The sequence below is a fragment of the Lutibacter sp. B1 genome, assembly GCF_012524075.1.
GTDB lineage: Bacteria > Bacteroidota > Bacteroidia > Flavobacteriales > Flavobacteriaceae > Lutibacter.
The window spans coordinates 65391-83312 of sequence record NZ_JAAZUI010000009.1; the positions used below are offsets into that span (position 1 = coordinate 65391).

21 protein-coding genes and 2 tRNA genes are annotated in these 17922 nt (G+C 27.7%); 12 read left to right on the forward strand and 11 right to left on the reverse strand.

All coding sequences use genetic code 11. The features are described 5' to 3' along the window. Positions 1 to 85: 85 nt before the first annotated feature. The 3 genes from HGB55_RS07050 to rsmD are packed head-to-tail and all read left to right on the forward strand — an operon-like array spanning position 86 to position 2193. On the forward strand, positions 86 to 817 hold the full coding sequence (locus HGB55_RS07050; protein WP_168816016.1) for a hypothetical protein: 732 nt from the start codon (positions 86 to 88) through the stop codon (positions 815 to 817). After that, a complete protein-coding gene (locus HGB55_RS07055) occupies positions 786 to 1628 on the forward strand; it encodes a DUF3822 family protein (RefSeq protein WP_168816018.1) in 843 nt (280 codons plus the stop codon). Before HGB55_RS07050 ends, HGB55_RS07055 begins: the two co-directional genes overlap by 32 nt. Before the next feature lie 4 nt (positions 1629 to 1632). Beyond that, positions 1633 to 2193 carry a 16S rRNA (guanine(966)-N(2))-methyltransferase RsmD gene (rsmD, locus tag HGB55_RS07060; protein WP_168816020.1) on the forward strand — a complete coding sequence of 187 codons (561 nt, stop codon included), beginning with the start codon at positions 1633 to 1635 and terminating at the stop codon, positions 2191 to 2193. On the opposite strand, the gene HGB55_RS07065 is transcribed toward rsmD, so the two are convergent. The 5 genes from HGB55_RS07065 to HGB55_RS07085 all read right to left on the reverse strand — a co-directional run bounded on the left by HGB55_RS07065 (position 2185) and on the right by HGB55_RS07085 (position 7347). After that, a complete protein-coding gene (locus HGB55_RS07065) occupies positions 2185 to 3138 on the reverse strand; it encodes a MoxR family ATPase (RefSeq protein ID WP_168816022.1) in 954 nt (317 codons plus the stop codon). The two genes, rsmD and HGB55_RS07065, sit on opposite strands and share 9 nt — an antisense overlap. Before the next feature lie 3 nt (positions 3139 to 3141). Continuing rightward, positions 3142 to 4500, reverse strand: a complete 1359-nt coding sequence (locus HGB55_RS07070; RefSeq protein WP_247649189.1) for a peptidylprolyl isomerase — start codon at positions 4498 to 4500, stop codon at positions 3142 to 3144. Position 4501: 1 nt separating this feature from the next. Next, positions 4502 to 5350, reverse strand: a complete 849-nt coding sequence (locus HGB55_RS07075) for a peptidyl-prolyl cis-trans isomerase (protein ID WP_168816024.1) — start codon at positions 5348 to 5350, stop codon at positions 4502 to 4504. A 5-nt stretch (positions 5351 to 5355) separates the two neighbouring features. Further along, the gene (locus tag HGB55_RS07080) at positions 5356 to 6957 is read right to left on the reverse strand and encodes a peptidylprolyl isomerase (RefSeq protein WP_168816026.1); all 1602 of its coding nucleotides are present in this window, start codon (positions 6955 to 6957) and stop codon (positions 5356 to 5358) included. 105 nt (positions 6958 to 7062) lie between these two features. Beyond that, positions 7063 to 7347: a DUF493 family protein gene (locus tag HGB55_RS07085; RefSeq protein WP_371807807.1), complete on the reverse strand. Its 285-nt coding sequence runs from the start codon at positions 7345 to 7347 to the stop codon at positions 7063 to 7065. Between the two features lie 115 nt (positions 7348 to 7462). Here HGB55_RS07085 and HGB55_RS07090 point away from each other — a divergent pair, with 115 nt between their 5' ends. The 5 genes from HGB55_RS07090 (at position 7463) to HGB55_RS07110 (ending at position 11954) form a co-directional block, all read left to right on the forward strand. After that, positions 7463 to 7996 (forward strand): AAA family ATPase, encoded by a 534-nt coding sequence (locus HGB55_RS07090; protein ID WP_168816028.1) that lies wholly within the window; start codon positions 7463 to 7465, stop codon positions 7994 to 7996. Continuing rightward, the gene (locus HGB55_RS07095) at positions 7996 to 9891 is read left to right on the forward strand and encodes an ATP-dependent DNA helicase RecQ (RefSeq protein WP_211047362.1); all 1896 of its coding nucleotides are present in this window, start codon (positions 7996 to 7998) and stop codon (positions 9889 to 9891) included. The genes HGB55_RS07090 and HGB55_RS07095 overlap by 1 nt, the downstream gene beginning before the upstream one ends. Next, positions 9891 to 10835, forward strand: coding sequence for a methionyl-tRNA formyltransferase (fmt, locus tag HGB55_RS07100; RefSeq protein ID WP_168816030.1), 945 nt, complete (start codon positions 9891 to 9893; stop codon positions 10833 to 10835). The genes HGB55_RS07095 and fmt overlap by 1 nt, the downstream gene beginning before the upstream one ends. Positions 10836 to 11023: 188 nt before the next feature. After that, the gene (locus HGB55_RS07105) at positions 11024 to 11296 is read left to right on the forward strand and encodes an HU family DNA-binding protein (RefSeq protein ID WP_168816032.1); all 273 of its coding nucleotides are present in this window, start codon (positions 11024 to 11026) and stop codon (positions 11294 to 11296) included. 100 nt (positions 11297 to 11396) lie between these two features. Further along, complete coding sequence (locus HGB55_RS07110) at positions 11397 to 11954, forward strand: YqgE/AlgH family protein (RefSeq protein WP_168816034.1); 558 nt, start codon at positions 11397 to 11399, stop codon at positions 11952 to 11954. On the opposite strand, the gene HGB55_RS07115 is transcribed toward HGB55_RS07110, so the two are convergent. Together HGB55_RS07115 and HGB55_RS07120 are read right to left on the reverse strand one after the other, a co-directional pair. Continuing rightward, positions 11946 to 12764 carry an aminotransferase class IV gene (locus HGB55_RS07115; RefSeq protein WP_168816036.1) on the reverse strand — a complete coding sequence of 273 codons (819 nt, stop codon included), beginning with the start codon at positions 12762 to 12764 and terminating at the stop codon, positions 11946 to 11948. The genes HGB55_RS07110 and HGB55_RS07115 overlap by 9 nt on opposite strands. Positions 12765 to 12839: 75 nt before the next feature. Then, complete coding sequence (locus HGB55_RS07120; protein WP_168816038.1) at positions 12840 to 13223, reverse strand: START-like domain-containing protein; 384 nt, start codon at positions 13221 to 13223, stop codon at positions 12840 to 12842. A gap of 128 nt (positions 13224 to 13351) precedes the next feature. Here HGB55_RS07120 and HGB55_RS07125 point away from each other — a divergent pair. Together HGB55_RS07125 and HGB55_RS07130 are read left to right on the forward strand one after the other, a co-directional pair. Then, positions 13352 to 13425: transfer RNA gene (locus tag HGB55_RS07125), tRNA-Met, on the forward strand. A 233-nt stretch (positions 13426 to 13658) separates the two neighbouring features. Then, on the forward strand, positions 13659 to 14309 hold the full coding sequence (locus tag HGB55_RS07130) for a hypothetical protein (RefSeq protein WP_168816040.1): 651 nt from the start codon (positions 13659 to 13661) through the stop codon (positions 14307 to 14309). A gap of 93 nt (positions 14310 to 14402) precedes the next feature. Here the strand turns inward: HGB55_RS07130 and HGB55_RS07135 are convergent, their stop codons facing one another. The 3 genes from HGB55_RS07135 to HGB55_RS07145 are packed head-to-tail and all read right to left on the reverse strand — an operon-like array spanning position 14403 to position 16068. After that, positions 14403 to 15134, reverse strand: a complete 732-nt coding sequence (locus tag HGB55_RS07135; RefSeq protein WP_168816041.1) for a M15 family metallopeptidase — start codon at positions 15132 to 15134, stop codon at positions 14403 to 14405. 3 nt (positions 15135 to 15137) lie between these two features. Continuing rightward, positions 15138 to 15569, reverse strand: coding sequence for a GNAT family N-acetyltransferase (locus tag HGB55_RS07140; protein ID WP_168816043.1), 432 nt, complete (start codon positions 15567 to 15569; stop codon positions 15138 to 15140). Beyond that, positions 15556 to 16068 carry a GNAT family N-acetyltransferase gene (locus HGB55_RS07145; RefSeq protein WP_211047363.1) on the reverse strand — a complete coding sequence of 171 codons (513 nt, stop codon included), beginning with the start codon at positions 16066 to 16068 and terminating at the stop codon, positions 15556 to 15558. The genes HGB55_RS07140 and HGB55_RS07145 overlap by 14 nt, the downstream gene beginning before the upstream one ends. Before the next feature lie 113 nt (positions 16069 to 16181). Between HGB55_RS07145 and HGB55_RS07150 the strand changes: the two genes are divergently transcribed. Further along, positions 16182 to 16254: transfer RNA gene (locus tag HGB55_RS07150), tRNA-Gly, on the forward strand. A gap of 34 nt (positions 16255 to 16288) precedes the next feature. Here the strand turns inward: HGB55_RS07150 and HGB55_RS07155 are convergent. Beyond that, positions 16289 to 16933: a rhomboid family intramembrane serine protease gene (locus HGB55_RS07155; protein WP_168816045.1), complete on the reverse strand. Its 645-nt coding sequence runs from the start codon at positions 16931 to 16933 to the stop codon at positions 16289 to 16291. Between the two features lie 104 nt (positions 16934 to 17037). Between HGB55_RS07155 and HGB55_RS07160 the strand changes: the two genes are divergently transcribed. Further along, positions 17038 to 17922 (forward strand): lysophospholipid acyltransferase family protein, encoded by an 885-nt coding sequence (locus HGB55_RS07160; RefSeq protein WP_168816047.1) that lies wholly within the window; start codon positions 17038 to 17040, stop codon positions 17920 to 17922.

Sequence of the window (17922 nt, forward strand, 5' to 3'; positions counted from 1 at the left end):
ATACAAATTGATTTATGCTTAAAAATTTTTCTCGTTAAAAAAAATTTGTAGATTTGCGTACACACTTTAAAAAATAAATACACAAATGACAACAATTTTGATTATATTAGCAGCTATAATAGTTACTGCTTTTTTGGCTTATGCAATTGTTAATTTTATTCCAAGAAAATTGCATTGGTTAGTATCAATAATATTAATTGCTTTAGCAGTTTTTTTAATTTATAAAATTAACTTCGAAATTTCAAAACCAATTAAATTTAACAAAGAGAAAAAAGTTAAGTACGCCAAAGTAATTAATAATTTGAAAATTATTCGTGATGCTGAAGTTGCTCATAGAAAAGTAACTGGGAAATATACTGCTGACGGTGAAGCTTTAATCAAATTTATAGATACTGCTAAATTTGCTTTAACACAAACCAGAAACGTACCAAAAACTATAAATGTTGGTGGTGGTATAACAAAAGAAATTGAAGTTAGAGTTGTTGATACAATTGGTTATGAGGAAGTTAGAGCTTCATTTGTAGGAAAAGATTACAAAAACATGCTTCAAATACCGGGAACCGATCAAAAATTTAAAATCGAAATTGGTGAAGTTGAAAAAATAGCCGGTTTAAAAGCTCCAGTATTCGAAGTTAAAGTTGATAAAGGCTTAATTTTGAAAGGAATGGATGAGAACTTAATTAGACAAGAAAAAGAAGCAATTGGAGGTGAAGAAATTAGAGGTGAATATATTAGAGTTGGTTCATTAGCTGAAGTAAGCGAAGACGGAAATTGGCCACCATTTTATGATAAAGGAGATAAAAAAGATAAGGAATAACGCTTTAGATTCTATAAATTTAGAAGAAAACCATTTATCCATCCAACTTAGTTTGGATGGATTTTCTTTTTGTATTTATAACAAAATAGAAGATGAGGTTAATGCTTTGGGCATTTATAAATTTGAAAATAGTTCAATTTCTCCATACAAACACTTAGAATTAGTTGAAGAATTATATTTGTCTGAAGAATTATTACAAAAAAAATACAATTCAGTTAGTGTAACACACTTCAATAATTTAGTAACTCAGGTACCACGTCCGTTTTTTGATAAAAATAATTTAACCGAATATTTACAATATACCGTTAAAGTACTTGAAAACGATTTTATTTCATACGATGAAATAGCAAATTCTGAAATTATTAATGTGTATATTCCTTATGTGAATATTAATAATTTTTTGTTAGATAAATATGGCTCTTTTATATACAAACACTCTTCAACCGTTTTAATTGAAAAACTACTAAACCAATATAAAAATTCAGAAAATGATTATTGCTTTGTTAATGTTACAAATACACATTTTGAAATTGTTGTTTTAAAAAATAAAAAATTAGAACTATTTAACTGTTTTAGTTTTACTACCAAAGAAGATTTTATTTACTATATATTATTTATAGCCGAACAATTAAATTTAAATCCTGAAGAATTTCAATTGGTTTTATTGGGTGATATTGAAAAAAAATCAGAATTGTACACAATTCTATACCAATACGTTAGAAATATATCATTTTACACACCAACCAAATTTTATCCAATTTTAAAAGATATTTCAACTCATTCCAATTTCACTTTACTAAATCAATTATAAAATTATGCGTATTATTTCAGGAAAATTTAAAAGTAAACGCATACAAGCTCCCAAAAACTTACCGGTGAGACCCACAACTGATATGGCTAAAGAAGCTTTATTCAATATACTTAATAATTTATATCACTTTAATGATTTAAATATTCTGGATTTATTCTCAGGAACCGGAAATATTAGCTATGAGTTTGCTTCAAGAGGAACAGAAAATATAACCGCTGTTGATGCACATTTTGGATGTATAAAATTTATAAATAAAATTTCACAAGAATTGGATTTGAATATCAATACTATTAAAAGTGATGTATTCAAGTTTTTAGAAAAAACCAATACTACATACGATGTTATTTTTGCCGACCCACCTTACGATTTTGAGATTGAAAAGTTTGAAAGTATTGTAAAACTGGTTTTTGAAAATAACCTATTGAATGATGAAGGAATATTGATTATTGAACATTCCAAATACACAAAATTTGATTCTAATAAACATTTAAGTTATCAAAAAAAATATGGTGGAAATATGTTCAGTTTTTTTGAAAAATCTACTGATAAAGAAGAATTAGAGTAACGATTTTATCACCTGTTCTTCAGTAATTCCTTCCGCTTCAGCTTTATAATTTTTAACAATTCTATGCCTTAAAATTGAATATGCTACTGCTTGCACATCTTCAATATCAGGCGAATATTTTTCGTTAACTGCCGCATTGGCTTTTGCTGCTAAAATTAAGTTTTGAGAGGCTCTTGGTCCTGCTCCCCAATCAATATAATTATTTACAATTTCTGGAGCATTAGGAGTGTTAGGTCTAGTTTTAGATACCAAGTTTACAGCATATTCAATTACATTATCGGCTACCGGAATACGTCTTATTAAATGTTGAAAATTATTGATCTCCTCAGCTGAAAGTAACGGATTAACAATTGCTGTTTCGTCATTTGTTGTACTTTTCACCACATCAACTTCTTCTTTAAAACTTGGATAGTCCAAATAAATAGAAAACATAAATCTATCTAATTGTGCCTCCGGCAAAGGATATGTTCCTTCCTGTTCTATAGGATTTTGTGTGGCTAGTACAAAAAATGGTTTTGCTAATTTATAGTGATGACCGGCAACAGTAACAGAACGTTCTTGCATAGCTTCTAATAAGGCCGCTTGAGTTTTTGGAGGTGTTCTGTTAATTTCATCGGCTAAAATAATATTACTGAAAATTGGTCCTTTTATAAATTTAAAGTGATTTGTTTCATCTAAAATTTCACTTCCCAATATATCTGATGGCATTAAATCGGGTGTAAACTGAATCCGTTTAAAGTCTAAACCCAAAGTTTGAGCAATGGTATGTACCATTAATGTTTTAGCCAAACCCGGCACACCTATTAATAGTGAATGACCTCCACTTAAAATTGAAAGTAAAATATGATCTACAGCTTCGTTTTGTCCAATTATTACTTTTGCAATTTCTTGCTTTAGAAGTTTATGCTTTTTAGCTAATTCTTTTAATGCTGCTACATCAGACATATATTATTCCTTTTTCCAGTTATGCTTAAAATTACAAGTTTTAAAATCTTTATTAATTTTTATATAGGTATCTTGAATTTTTTCTTCAACCCATTTTTCTATGGTTTCTTCTTGTTTCTTTTGAAGTGTTAATTCTTGAATTTTTTCATAATCTTTTGTGAAATCAGCAGTATGTGCATCAGTTTTACTTTTTAACAAAATCATTTTAAACATTTTAGATTCTCCCCTAATTTCATCGTAATAAGGTTCCGTAATTTCACCTGCTTTTAAATTACTAACTCTTGCGTATAAGTTAGGATCCATTCTTGTTAAATCAAAATGTGTATCGTTTGTTTGTGGATTTAATATTAAGCCTTTGTTAAGTCTGGTTTCTTTATCATCAGAATATTTTACAACTGCTTCTTCAAAAGTAATTTCTCCTTTTAAAATTTGCTCCCGAACTTTTTCCAATTCAGCTTTTGCAGCATCTAATTCTTCCTGACTAATTTTTGGTTGAATCAAAATATGACGTACATCTCTTTCTTGTCCTTTTATTTTTTCAACTTGTAGGATATGGTATCCAAAACCAGATTCAAAAGGTTCTGAGATTTCTCCTTCATCTAAACTAAATGCAACTTCTTTAAATTCTTTGATAAAACCACTTTCACGAGTTAATGTATACTTACCTCCTGCTCCCGGACCGTTTCCTGCTGCGGAAGGATCGTCAGAACTTATAATTGCTTTTAATCTAAAACTATATCCATCTTCAATTTCTTTCTTTATTTCTTTCAATTTTTCAATAACTCTGTTCGTTTCTTCTTCTGAAGGTTTCAATGTTCTAACAATTTGAGCCATTTCAATTTCGGCACTAAACTCCGGCAAATTATTGTCTTTTTCAAGATTTTTAAAATACGTTCTTACCTCTTCTGGAGTTACATCAATCTTTTCGGTAATACTGGCTCTTTCTTTCTGAATTAACAGTTGTTCTTTCTGAATATCAAACAATTCTTTTCTCAAATCTTCTTCATCATTAAAACCGTACATACTAACTACTTTTTCAATAGTACCTAATTGCTGTGTAAAATAAGCTATATTACGTTCAACTTCAGAGTTTATATCGGCATCTGGTGCAACAATACTATCAACCACCGCGTGATGAGCAATGAGTTTTTGAGTCATAATTTCTTCAAGAATTTCACAATTGGTAATATCAATTTTACCCTCAGTACGTTGTTGCAATTCTTTTTTAAATTTATCAATATCAGAATCTAAAACTATATTTTTACCTACCACTACTGCTACTCCATCAACTTTAATTCTCTCTTGTGCGTTTATTCCTATAAAAAATAATAGAAATGCTACTGCAATTATATTTTGCTTCATTTTAATAAATTTCAAATTGTTCTTTTTTATTTGCATCATCAATTAGTGTTTCTTCAATATTTCTTAATAATAATAATTTACGTTGGTGCAGAATCATTTGTTTAATAGTTGGCGTAATGTAGCTTTTTGGAGCAATTTCATTTCTTTGCAGCACCTGTTTAACAGTCACCAAATATAAGCTTAATGAGTCTTCTTTTTGAATAAAATTCTCTTTTTTTAACAAGTCGTTTTTATCAATTGTTTTAAAAATTGGTATTTCGGCTATTAAATCGCTGTATTTAACCCAAATTGAGTCGTTTAAATGATGTGATTTTAAAAATAATTCTTTCGCCTTTAAACTATCCATATCTTCCTTTTTTGAAGATTTAAACAGTTTTATAAGTTCTTTTTGATTTAGAACATTTTTACCTATTTTTATGTATCGAAGTTTAACTAACTCTTCGTTCAGTTTAAAGTTATTACCGTTTTCTGAATAGAACTTATCAATATCATTACTTGTTATTACAGTATCTAAATATTGCTTTACAACGGCTTCTTTGTATGAGTTAATATATAAATCTTCTCTGTATTTTTTTACAAGTCCTTCAAATTCAACACTTTTATTCTCTAAATTAATTTGTGCCTTATCTAATAATAATTGCTGCTTAATCCAATTGTTTATATAGCTTTTTGTAAGTAAAATACTATCCTGTTGCGTAGCACCTTTTGTAAAAATATTTTTTAGATCATCTTTATACAAATAAGTATCATTAACTCTGGCTACAGGTTCTCGCGTATCACTTTTTATTGTAAAATAATCACACGATTGTAATAATAACAATGCTGTTATATAATAAAATATTTTTTTCAATAGTATTAAATTTTTAAGTTTAAAATATGGTCTTTCACTTTAGTATTAAATGTTATCTCATATTTTTCTCTAAGTTGTTTTACTAGTTTTTGCTCTAAATAATTTTGATAATCAACAAGTACAGTTCCTTTAATTGTCTCCAATTCTCGATTATGATACTTTTTGCTGTTTTTTTTATAAAATGCATCAATATTTATGGTATCTTTAGACTTATTCCATACTTTATTTTCCAATAAATCAAAAAGTAACAATCCTTCTTTAAATTCATTTAAAACGGTCGCATATTCGGTATTCGTAAATTCAATATTCTCTTTATAATAATTTAGAACTTCTTGTTCTTTAAAATTATTAAAAGCCTGTTTTACTGAATTGAATCGATTTTTTTTCAAAAAATTTATAAATTGATTTTGAGTTATTACCTTTCCATTTATAGTAAGTAATTTTTTATCAAATTTATGTGAATTCAGTTTCCAATCATCAACTTCAAATTGATGCAACGCTTTTTCATTTACAGCAACATTATATTGTTTTAATAACTTATTTGTTAATGACTTGCCTATTAAATTAGAACGGCTATCTCTTTCTACTTTTTGATTTAAACCTACTTCCATAACCTCAAAACTTTCAACTGGGTATTTTTTTAATAACTTAACAATATGCCAGCCAAATTGTGTTTTAAAAGGTTGAGAGATTTCTCCTTCTTCTTTTAACGAGAAAGCAATATTTGAAAATTCGTCAACCATTTGCCCAGCACTAAACCTGTTTAGTTTTCCTCCATTAACAGCACTGGCCTTATCATCTGAAATAATTTTAGCCAAACTTGTAAATTCTACTTGATTCTTTTTTAATACTGAATAAATTGAATCTATCTTTTTTTTTGAAACTACATCGTCTCCTTTAAGCATTATATGTGCTACTTCTACTTCACCTTTAGAATCTCTAACATCAAAAACCTTTAAAATATGATACCCAAATTTAGTTCTAAAAGGCATTGAAACCGTATTTACCTGAGTTGAATACGCAACATTTTCAAATTCATAAATCATTTGAAAAGCCGTAAAATAACCTAAATCTCCTCCATTTTGTTGCACACTTGGATCTTGCGAATATTTTTTAGCAATTTTAACAAAATCATTTCCTTGCAAAATTAAATTTCTAGCTTCAATAAGTTTATTATACGCCGCTAAAGTGTCTGCAGGTGTAGCTTCCGGTTTTAAAAAAATAAGTATATGGCTGGCTTTAACTTCTTTTTTAAGTCTATCATATGCCTCTTTAGCTAGTTTTTTTGTTGTTTCATTATCCTTTAAAAAAGAATTAATCAGATTATTTTTATAGCTTTTAAACTCTTTTTTAAATTTTGGTAGTGTATCCAGTCCAAGTTCTTTAGCTTCTTTAACTTTAAGTTTGTAATCTACAAATAAGTCTAAATAACTTTTAATTGTTATTGTTGAATCAGAAACTAAGTGTACATTTTTTTTATAAACATTAATAAATTCTTGTGCATAAAAAGGTTCATTATCAATTGTAAATAATACTTCTTGTTTTTCTTGAGAAAAGGTTTTAGTTATAAAAAAAAGAAAAGCTATCAATAAATATTTAAACCTCATAAAGTAATAATTTCAGTCTTAAAAATAACAAAAAGGAATCACATTAAGTCTACTTAAAAAACGCTGCAATTTATTTTTTATTTTTTAAACAAGTTGTTAAAGGAATCACAAAGAAATAATGCCTTCAATTTTTTCGGCTTCCATATATTTTACAATAATATCATCAGCTTTTTTCATAACTACCAATATTGAAACACTTGTATATTTTCCTGTTTTAGAAGAAGTTTTATTAATAACTGCACCTGTATGATCAAACAATTTTTCAATCTGATTAATTCTTTCTTCATCCGCAGGAACAATAAATTTAAAAAGGTATTTTGCAGGAAAAGAAGTATCCTTTTTTAATTTTTTTTTCAGTTTTTTATAAAATTGTGCTCTGTTATCCATCATAATATTTTAAAATATAACCCTCAAATACAATACCAGCTTTATATTGTTAATATTTAGCTGACAAAATTACATTATTATTTTTAGTATAATTTACCGAATAACTTATTTTTGCTATATGCAAAAAAAAATAGTGATAACCGGAGGTCCTGGAACGGGCAAGTCTACTGTAATTGAAGAGTTAATAAAACGAAATTATGCTTGTATGCCGGAAATTTCGAGAGAAGTTACTTTAAATGCTAAAAAAAAGGGTATTGAGCAACTATTTTTAACAAAACCCTTACTTTTTAGTGAATTATTATTAGAAGGTAGAGTAAATCAATATATTGAATCTGAAACAAAAAATAACAATATCGTTTTTTTTGATCGAGGGATTCCTGATGTACACGCTTATATGAATTATATTAGTATTGACTACCCTTCAACCTATATTCATAAAAGTAATATATACCGTTATACTCATATTTTTTTAATGCCTCCTTGGGAAGAAATTTATATTTCAGATAATGAACGTTATGAAAATTTTGAACAAGCTCTTGCAATTCACAATCATTTAGAGCGCACCTATAAACAACTTAATTATAGTATTACTGAAGTTCCTACGGGAACTGTAGAATTTAGAGCCGATTTTATTTTAGAGTGTATTAAATAATGAATACGCCTTTAGAAATACTAAAAAAATACTGGAATCACAACCATTTTAGAGAAACGCAAGAAGAAATTATTTCTTCCGTTCTAAACAAAGAACATACTATTGTTTTACTGCCAACCGGAGGAGGAAAATCACTTTGCTACCAAATACCTTCGTTAATTTTAGACGGAGTTTGTATAGTTATTTCACCTTTAATTGCTTTAATTAACGATCAAGTAAACAGTTTAAAGGAAAAAAATATCAAAGCAATAGCTTTAACTTCTCAATTAACTGAAGATGAAACTATTATTGCTTTTGATAATTTACAATTTGGCAATTTTAAATTCTTATATCTTTCACCTGAAAAATTACAATCATCCTTTATTCAAGAAAAGATCAAACAACTCAATGTTTCTTTAATTGCAATTGATGAAGCGCATTGTATTTCTGAGTGGGGACACGATTTCAGGCCTTCATATCTGCAATTAAAAATTTTAAAAGACCTACAACCTAATGCCACTTTTATAGCCTTAACCGCTACAGCTACACAAAGGGTTTTAGAAGATATTCAGCATCATTTAGAATTAGACAAGCCTAGAATCTATAAACAATCCTTTCAACGAAATAATCTAAGCTATAGAGTTATTAATACTGAAGATATTTATGGCAGGCTTCTTCAAATCTTACATAAAATAAACGCATCAGTAATTGTTTATACAAATAACAGAAAACAAACCAAAGAAGTAGCTAAGTTTTTACATAAAAATAATTTTAAAAGCAGTTTTTACCATGGTGGTTTATCTACTATTGAAAAAACCAACGCATACAATAAATGGATGAACGATGAAACTCCAATTATGGTAGCAACAAACGCTTTTGGAATGGGTATTGACAAACCAAACGTAAGAGCTGTGATTCACATCAATACTCCAGACAGTATAGAAAATTATATACAAGAAGCAGGTAGAGCAGGTAGAGATGGCAAAGTATCACATTCAATAATTTTAAGCAATAATTCGGCTTTATTTGAAACGGAGAATAGGTTTACATCTAATTTGGCTGACACAAAATTTGCGAAAAAAGTTTACAATCATTTAAATCAATTTTATAGTATTTCTTTAGGTGAAATTCCAAATGAAAAGTTCGGCTTCTCATTGCAAGAATTTTGTGCTACTTACAACCTAAACTTGCTAAAAACTTATAATGCTATCAAAATTTTAGAACGAGAAGGAATTATTTTATTAGACGAAAATTACACTAAGAAATCTTCTTTAAAATTTATTGTGAGCAATGCCTATATCTTCAATTATATTGAAAATAAACCTTCTAAAAGTATTTTAATTAAACTGATACTACGAAGTTATGGTGGAATTTTTGACCATTATACCATAATTAATGAATATTCACTTGCCAAAAAATTAAACATTCGTAAAAATGAAATTATCAATCAATTAACCAACTTGCATAACAATGGAATTATTGATTATAAACATGAAAATACCACATCAAAACTGTATTTTTTAGTACCCAGAGAAGATGATTATACCATTAACAGAATTTCAAAAGATATTGAAAAACAAAACAATTTAAAATACGATAAATTACGATCAGTTATAACCTATATAAAAAATAACGATACTTGTAGAAATACTCAACTGCTCTATTATTTTGACGAATTTATCTCTAAACCTTGTGGTAAATGTGATGTTTGTTTGGATAAAAAATCAAAAAAAACTTCACCAAAAAATATTTCAGAAAAAATTATTCAACTCTTAAAAGAAAAACAGCTTAGATCACAAGACATAGTTTCACAATTGAATTATTCTGAAACAGAAGTTTTAAATTCATTAAAAATATTATTAGAAAAAAACAAAATAGCCATAACTTCGCAAAATAAATTTAAACTTAACTTTTGATGAGAGATTTACGAATTGTATTTATGGGTACTCCGGATTTTGCTGTTGCAACCTTAAATGCACTTATGCAAGCTAAATATACTATTGTTGGTGTTATTACTGCTCCAGATAAACCTGCTGGCAGAGGAAGGAAAATTCAAAAATCAGCCGTAAAAAGTTATGCTTTAGAACATAATTTAAACATTTTACAACCTACCAATTTAAAAAGTGAAGAATTTATTACACAACTTAAAAGTTTAAATGCGAACCTTCAAATAGTTGTTGCTTTTAGAATGTTGCCTGAAATTGTTTGGAAAATGCCAAAATACGGTACCTTTAATTTACACGCTTCACTTTTACCGGATTACAGAGGTGCCGCTCCAATAAACTGGGCTATTATTAATGGTGAAACAAAAACAGGTGTAACAACCTTTTTTATTGATGAAAAAATTGATACCGGCAATATTATTTTAAAAGAAGAAGTTAAAATTGGAGAAAATGAAATTGTGGGCGAATTACACGATAAATTAATGAAAGTTGGAAGTGAGTTAGTTGTTAAAACCGTTAAACAAATTGAGGAAAACAATGTTATTACTACTAAACAACGTGCTGAAGAAGGTAAATTAGCTCCAAAAATATATAATGAAACCTGTCAAATAAATTGGAATGATAATTTAAATAATATTTACAATTTAATAAGAGGTCTAAATCCTTATCCTACAGCATGGACTACCTTAATAAATAATGAAGAAGAAATACAAGTTAAAATATTTGATGTAGAAAAAGAAATTATTCCACATCAACATAAAGCAGGAACTGTTATTACATCAAAAAAAGAAATTAAAGTAGCCGTTAAAGATGGCTTTTTAAAAATTAATAGTTTAAAATTATCCGGCAAACGAAAAATGGACAGTAAAAGCCTGTTAAACGGTTTTACATTTCACGAAAATGCCATAATGCGATAACCCTATATTTTAAAGGGGCTCTAGCGTTTTTACCTAAAACACTCCTAGGTTATTAACATTTCACATCATTTATTAACAAAAGATGCATTTTTTTTGGCAAAAACTTGCACAAACCCTTATTCCGTCTAACTTTGTTAAGCATTTATGCAAAAAAAAATGTTTAACCTAATTAATTTAATATTTAAATTATGAACAAATCAGATTTAATTGATGCAATGGCAGCTGATGCTGGCATCACAAAAGCAGCAGCGAAAGCAGCTCTAGAATCATTAACAGATAATGTAACAGCTACTTTAAAAAAAGGTGGTAAAGTAGCATTAGTAGGATGGGGAACTTGGTCTGTTTCTAAAAGAGCAGCAAGAACTGGTAGAAACCCTCAAACTGGTAAAACTATTAAAATAGCAGCTAAAAATGTAGTTAAATTTAAAGCTGGTGCTGGATTTAGTGATGCAGTAAACTAATATATAAGAACAATTTCTTATTTTAAAAACCCTCTAAAAATTATTAAGAGGGTTTTTTTTATTCATAAATTTTATTATATTTAAACAAACTAAAAAAGTCATGTTAGAGTTAAGCCCATCAAAAGGTAAATTATTGGTTGCTGAACCCTCTATATTAAATGATATAGAATTCAACAGATCTGTAATTTATTTAACTGAACATAATAAGGATGGCTGCATTGGATTTATTTTAAATAAACCTACCGATTATATTTTAAATGACTTGATTCCTGAAATTAGTTGCGACTTTAAAATATACAACGGCGGACCTGTTGAACAAGAAAATCTATACTTTATACATAAAATTCCTGAACTAGTACCGAATAGTATTGAAATTGATAAAGATATTTATTGGGGAGGAGATTTTGATGCTTTAACTAAATTATTAAATTCTAACAGTATCAAAAAAACTGATATTCGGTTTTTCTTAGGATATTCAGGTTGGTCTGTTGATCAATTGAAAGAAGAACTAAACGAATCTACTTGGATTGTTGTAAATAATAGATATCCTAATCTATTTAATATTGATAGTGATGATATTTGGAAAAATCAACTGATGGCTTTTGGCGGTGAATATCAAATTTGGGCAAACGCACCAAAAAACCCGGCATTAAACTAATTTACGTAATTCTTCTGCTAATTCTTCAGCTACTTTAGTTTTAAAATTACTTTTCTTATAACTTGTAATTGGCTGAATTCCTACTATTGTATTTGTAATAAAAACTTCATCAGCTTTTTGAAGTTCAAAAGGTGAAATTTCAGTTTCTTCAATAGTATAATTTACGTTTTTTGAAAGTATTTCGATCAGCTTTTTTCTAATAATTCCTTTTACACAACCTTCGGTTATAGCCGGTGTTTTTATTGTGCTTCCTTTTACCATGAAAATATTACCGTTAATTGCTTCAACAACATATTTCTTTTCATTTAATAAAATACAATTATCAAAATCATTTTCAGATGCATAAATACTTGCTAAAACATTGGTTATTTTATTGGTTGTTTTTATAGTTGATAAAAGTCCGGAAAAAATATAAAAATCTTTATAAATATCTACTTTATAAAAATCTTTAACTAAACTGCTGAATGGTGAAACTTCAATTAAATAATCAATTTTATTCGTTTTCGGATTGTATAAACCTCCATTTTTTCTAAAAACGGTTAACCTTACTCTTGCTGCATCTAAATTATTAGCTTTAACTGTTCTGCTAATTTCATCTTCAATAAATTCCATTGTGAAATCCATCGGAATTTCCATGCGTAACATACGCATTGAAGCCATTAACCTAAAATAATGATCTTCAAAAAAATAAATCTTCGAATCTTTAAACTTTATCGTTTCAAAAAGAGCATCTCCGTATTTAAAAGCCCTATTATCAAAATTTAGAACCTCTTCAGTTTTTTGTACTATTTCTCCATTTAAATTAATCATCTTCAAAAAAATTAGGGAACAAATCTACATAAAAAAACCTTGAATTTTCAAGGTTTTAATTTGGTTAAGGTTACTTTATGCCCCTATGGTATGTTTTAATTCTTCAATTTGATTTTCCCAAAACATTTTGGCTTCTTCTACTTCATCTTCTTTAGCAAAATCGGTTACTATTAACGAAACGTCTTTTGTGATTTCATCTACTTCAATCCTAAATTCAAAGTAAGTTTTGTCTTCACCATCATCTAACCATCTAAATTTAATTTTTTCTTCCGGTCTTTCCTGAAGAACTCTTGCTTTTTCTTCAGAACCATCCCAAATAAATGTATATATTTCACCTCTTGAATTCACATTATCTGCAAACCATTCGGAAAGTCCCGAAGGTGTTCCAAAATATTGATATAACATATGTGGTGAAGCATGTATAGGAAATTCTATTTCAAATTTTATTTTTGTAGACATATTCTATTTTTAAAAAAGCACAATATATATAAATATTCCTTTTTAAAAAAATTAAAACTATCAAAAAAATAGAAGAATAAATTTGCTACAACAATAATTTTATTTTTATATTTGCACCCTCATTAAATGGCGTGGTAGCTCAGTTGGTTAGAGCGTCGGATTCATAACCCGGAGGTCTGCAGTTCAATTCTGCATCACGCTACAAATTATTTACTTAATAAAAAAAGGTTTAGCAAAAGCTAAACTTTTTTTTATTACTATTTTTCTAATACTCAAATATAACTCTAAATATAATTCACCTTACATGTATCATACCTCTAAATGTATGAATAATGTAACTTTTTAGTAAAATTATATAACAAGTTCACTAACCTAAACATCTAATTTTGTGTTGTAATAATAAATATTATCAATTTAATTATAAAATAAACTAAAATGGAAAAAAGAAATTTATTTTTAGGAGTGGCAATAATCTCCTTAGTATTTACATCATGTAAAGATGAAAAAATAACGGTAGCTGAGAAATCAGTAGATGAATATATTGTGTATGTTGATTCAATTAGTAATGTTGAAACAGCAGAAGCAAAAGCAAACTGGCAGGCTATTGAAGATTCTTATCAAAAAAAAGTTATTGAGGCAGAAGTTGCCTTAGAAAATTTAAAAGAAAGAGAAAAAGCACAAGCCAAAATTGAAGAAAGTAAAGAAAAATATGAATCTTTAAAATCCAAAATGAAAGTTGAAGCCATGTTAAATTCAAAACAACTGTTGAGAAATACATTGTTTGGTAAAGGGAAAATTGGAGATGACATGAATTTTGGTTGGGTAAACAAAGACAATATTCTTGATGTTTACGATCATTTCGTGAATACTGTACAAGACAATAAAGACAGTTATTCTCGTGAAGACTGGGATGAAATTAAATTAATGTACGAAGCATTGGATAGTAGAAAAAATACTGTTGAAAACGAAGGACTTTCTTCAGAAGACAATAGAAAAATTGCAAGTTTAAAATTAAAATTTGCTCCTATGTACACATTTAATAGAATTGGTGCAAAAACTGAAGAAATGCAAAAAGCTAAAAACTAAAAAACTTTTTGGTTGATTGATTAATGTAAAAAATGGCAGTCGAAAAATGGCTGTCATTTTTTTATGTTTAATTTAAGCTTCTTAATCCTATTTTTATTTTAAATCACTATTTATATCTAATATATTTTCAAAATAGTAGATTTCAATAAAATCTTTCGTTACATATTTCTTCCCTTTCAAATTACTAGCTTCAAGTAATTTCAACAAATCTATTTTAGAATATTCCTGCAACATTAGTTTAGAAATTGGCAAGTAACTGTAATGCCAAGGTTCATATTTAAAACCTTTTCTGTTTTCATCATTTGTATAAACTAAATAAAAACCAAACTTCTCGGCATTGTTATCCATCCATTTTTTTAAATTTTCATAAACTCCATTAGCATTATAATTTTCTTCAATTAAAACATCATCAGGCTGTTGAACAGAGCTATCAATAATATCAATATCAGTTCCCCAATGATGACGTGAAGTACCCGGTATTGTAGAATATTCAATAATTTTATCAATTGCTTTTTTAGGAGATAAACCTTCCGAAATATATTTATTGTATTTACGGTTCCAAATATTTTTTTGACGATTATAACTTCTATATGCTGATACTATTTTAATTGAAATTCCTTCTTCAAGAGCTGCTGCTTGCATGTTTTTATACGCTTCGAAAACCTCCGGCTGTAATCTAATATTACTTCCTTCTAAAACTAAATCTCCCTTACCTGTTAAAGCAAATTCAGAAAAAATACTTTGTGAATTTACTTGTAAACTACTTATAAATAGTATTATAACATAAAAATACTTTAGAAGATATAAATGATTAGGTTTGGTCATTTTTTATAATTTAACATACATAACATAGTGATCGCCAATTTGTGGTACATCAAATTTATCTCCAAAAACAACAAAACCTTGTTTTTTATAAAAGTTTAATGCTGCTACTCGCGCATTACACCATAAAATATCGATATTTTTAGTTTTTAAAATTGAAAATACTTTATGTAACATTAATTTTCCTGCACCTAAACCTTGATACTCTGTTAAAGTTGCCATACCTCTTAACTGATATTGATTACCTTTAAAATTACTATTACTTACTTTCATATAACTTGAAACCGCTATAAGTTTATCGTCTTCAAAGGCACCTATATGAAAAGTATCATTATCAGTATCTCCATTAAATACATAAGGCAATAAAATATTTTTACGTAAAACCTCCAAACGGATCGGATAGGTTTCCTCGGCAGATATTTGTTTAATTTTTATCATTTTTTATAGTATAAAGTACCGCTGGCTGGTTATCATATATAAACTGTTTAACAAACTTAAAATTACACTTTTCCAACACTTTTATTGAAGCTTTATTTTCTAAATAAGCTCTTCCTTTAATTTCTTTAATTTTTAAACATTTAAAACCATAAACTACACAAGCTTTAGCAGATTCTGTTGCATAACCTTTTCCCCAATTTTTCTTATAGAATCTAAAACCTAAATCGACTTCTTTTATACCAAAATCGTATTTTAAACCACACCAACCTAAAAATTCGTTTGTTTCTTTTATACAAACAGCCCAACGCCCAAAACCATTTACTGTATAATCATTGTATTTTTTAACAAAATCAGTTGCTTCATTTATATTGCTAAATGCTGAGTTTCCTGTATATTTTATAACTTCCGGATCATTATTTAAATGATAAAAATGAAATCCATCTGAAGTAATAAACTCCCTCAAATACAATCTTTCGGTCTCTAATATTTTTTTTATCATATCTCTAACACATTATACTTTACTAAAATAGCATTTAATATTATGAAAAAAATCTTTTTTTATTCAAAAATATTTGTAGAAATATAAAAGGATTGTATATTTGCCGACGCATTGCGAGAGTAGCTCAGTTGGTAGAGCTTCAGCCTTCCAAGCTGACTGTCGCCGGTTCGAGCCCGGTCTCTCGCTCAAAAAAAAAGCCAAACAAAAGTTTGGCTTTTTTTTATTTCAATTTATTTCCAAAAAGCAATACTAAAACTATAGGAATACCTAATAAAATTACAGTTATTTTACTTAACGAAAATATTTGTGGATACACTAATAACATAAGCGCATAACCTCCAATAGCGCCTCCTAAATGTGCAGAGTGCCCTACATTACCTAATTGTTTTTTCATTCCATAAATTGAATATAATAAATATCCTATACCAAAAATATACCCAGGAACATAAAATGGCAGTGGAAAAATACCCAAACGCATATTAGGATTTAATAAAATAGCCGCATAAATAATACCGGAAACAGCTCCTGAAGCACCAACTGCACTGTAATATAACTCATTTTTGTGATATGAAAGGCTTAAAACACTTCCGGCAAGTAAACTTCCAAAATAAAGGATTATAAATTTTAAAACTCCTAATTTAACTATAATTATAGGTGCAAAAATGTACAATACATACATATTTAATATTAAATGCAAATAATCTACATGTAAAAATGCCGATGAAAACATTCTAATTTTTTCACCTCTATTAATTGCTCCTATTTGAAACTTATATTTATCAAAAAATAAACGATCACTAAAACCTTTGATCGATATTAACACATTTGCTATTATAATAATAAGCAGTACCGAATTTAAATTCATTTAAAAAATAATTTGTTGAAAAGCGAAAATATGAAAAACTTATGATATTAATTTTATTATAAAAAATAATTAAAATTTAAATACGATATTTGCGCCTCCGTATTATGAATTTAATAATTTACATTTTAGTTTACCCATTAATTTGGTTAGTTTCAATTTTACCTTTTCGGGTTTTATATATTATTTCAGATTTTATCTATTTATTAATTTATTATGTTATAGGTTATCGAAAAAAAGTTGTTTTAAATAATTTAAAACTGGCTTTCCCAAAAAAATCTGATGAAGAGTTAACTATAATTAGCAAAAAATTCTATCGTCACTTTGTAGATATTTTTATTGAAATGATAAAATCATTCACTATATCAAAAAAAGAGTTAGCAAAACATGCTGTTTACACCAATGTTGATTTAATCAACAACTTACAAAAAGATGGAAAAAGTTTAATTATTATAGGTTCTCACTACGCTAATTGGGAATGGCTTTTTGGGTTAAGCTCTTATATAAATTATAAAAGTTATACAGCTTACACAAAAGTAAAAAATAAGTATTTTAACGATAAAATATTAACATCAAGAGGAAGATTTGGTTTTAATTTAAAACAAAGTTCAAAAATAATTACAGAAATTGAAAGCAATTATACAAATAATATTCAAGCAATGTATGGCTTGCTTAGCGACCAATCTCCACAATTGAAAAAAACCCATTATTGGGGTGAATTTTTAGGAACAAAAATTCCAATTCACACAGGTGCAGAGATGCTGGCTAAAAAATACGATATGAACTTGGTTTATATTGAAACTAAAAAAATAAAGCGAGGATATTACGAAAGTACTTTCAGTTTAATTACAAAGGAGTCAAAAAAATATGCCGATTATAAATTAACCGACATATTTCTTGAAAAACTTGAAAAACAGATTTATGCTGAACCTGAATACTATTTTTGGACTCATAAACGCTTCAAACACAAAGGTAAATCGGTAAAAAATTAA